1 protein-coding gene is annotated in these 667 nt (G+C 37.3%); it reads left to right on the plus strand.

Going from position 1 to position 667, the window contains the following annotated elements; translation table 11 throughout:
- A partial coding sequence (locus IQR33_RS18030; protein WP_265575793.1) for a LysR substrate-binding domain-containing protein occupies positions 1 to 519 on the plus strand: 519 nt, incomplete at its 5' end.
- Positions 520 to 667 lie beyond the last annotated feature (148 nt).

The raw sequence follows: 667 nt of genomic DNA on the forward strand, positions 1-667 counted from the left end.
CACGAAGGTTTTGATGTTGTGTTTCGTATCGGACCAATCCGAGAGTCCAACATGATAGTACGTAAGTTGGCAAGCAATAATATGGCACTGGTTGCATCAAAGAGTTTTATTGACAAGTATGGAACTCCGAGCTCTCCAGAAGAGCTTATAAAAATGCCAGCAGTAATATACTCTAATGCTAACTTTAAGGCGGATAAGCTACGTATAGCGCCAAGCCAGTCATCAAGCGACGTTAGAACGTATAATATCAACGGGCAGTACTTCGTGAATGAAACTGAGTTAATGCTGGATGCCGTAAAATCTGATCTAGGGTATGCTTTAATAGGGCAGTTCTTTCTTCAGGAGAGTTTGAGTAAACAAGATCTTGTACAGTTGCTTCCTGATTATAATCTTCCCGCAATAGGGGAAATATATGCAATGTATACTCACCGAAATCAACAACCATTAGCCAAACTGTTCATTGATACTGTTCAAAAAATAATAGGAACGCCTCCTGTTTGGATGGATTATCTCGACTAATATGAGTACTAGGACATAATGTTTTAGATTGAGGGCTTGTTTATATTTATCCATAGAATATGGTTGAATTTGCACTTTAAAAATAATTGCCACTGTTCATAATTTCACTCGATTCAAACAACACAAGTAGTGGTAATTAAATGAAAAT

Origin of the sequence: Vibrio sp. OPT46, assembly GCF_015163535.1 — a bacterium.
Lineage (GTDB): Bacteria > Pseudomonadota > Gammaproteobacteria > Enterobacterales > Vibrionaceae > Vibrio > Vibrio alginolyticus.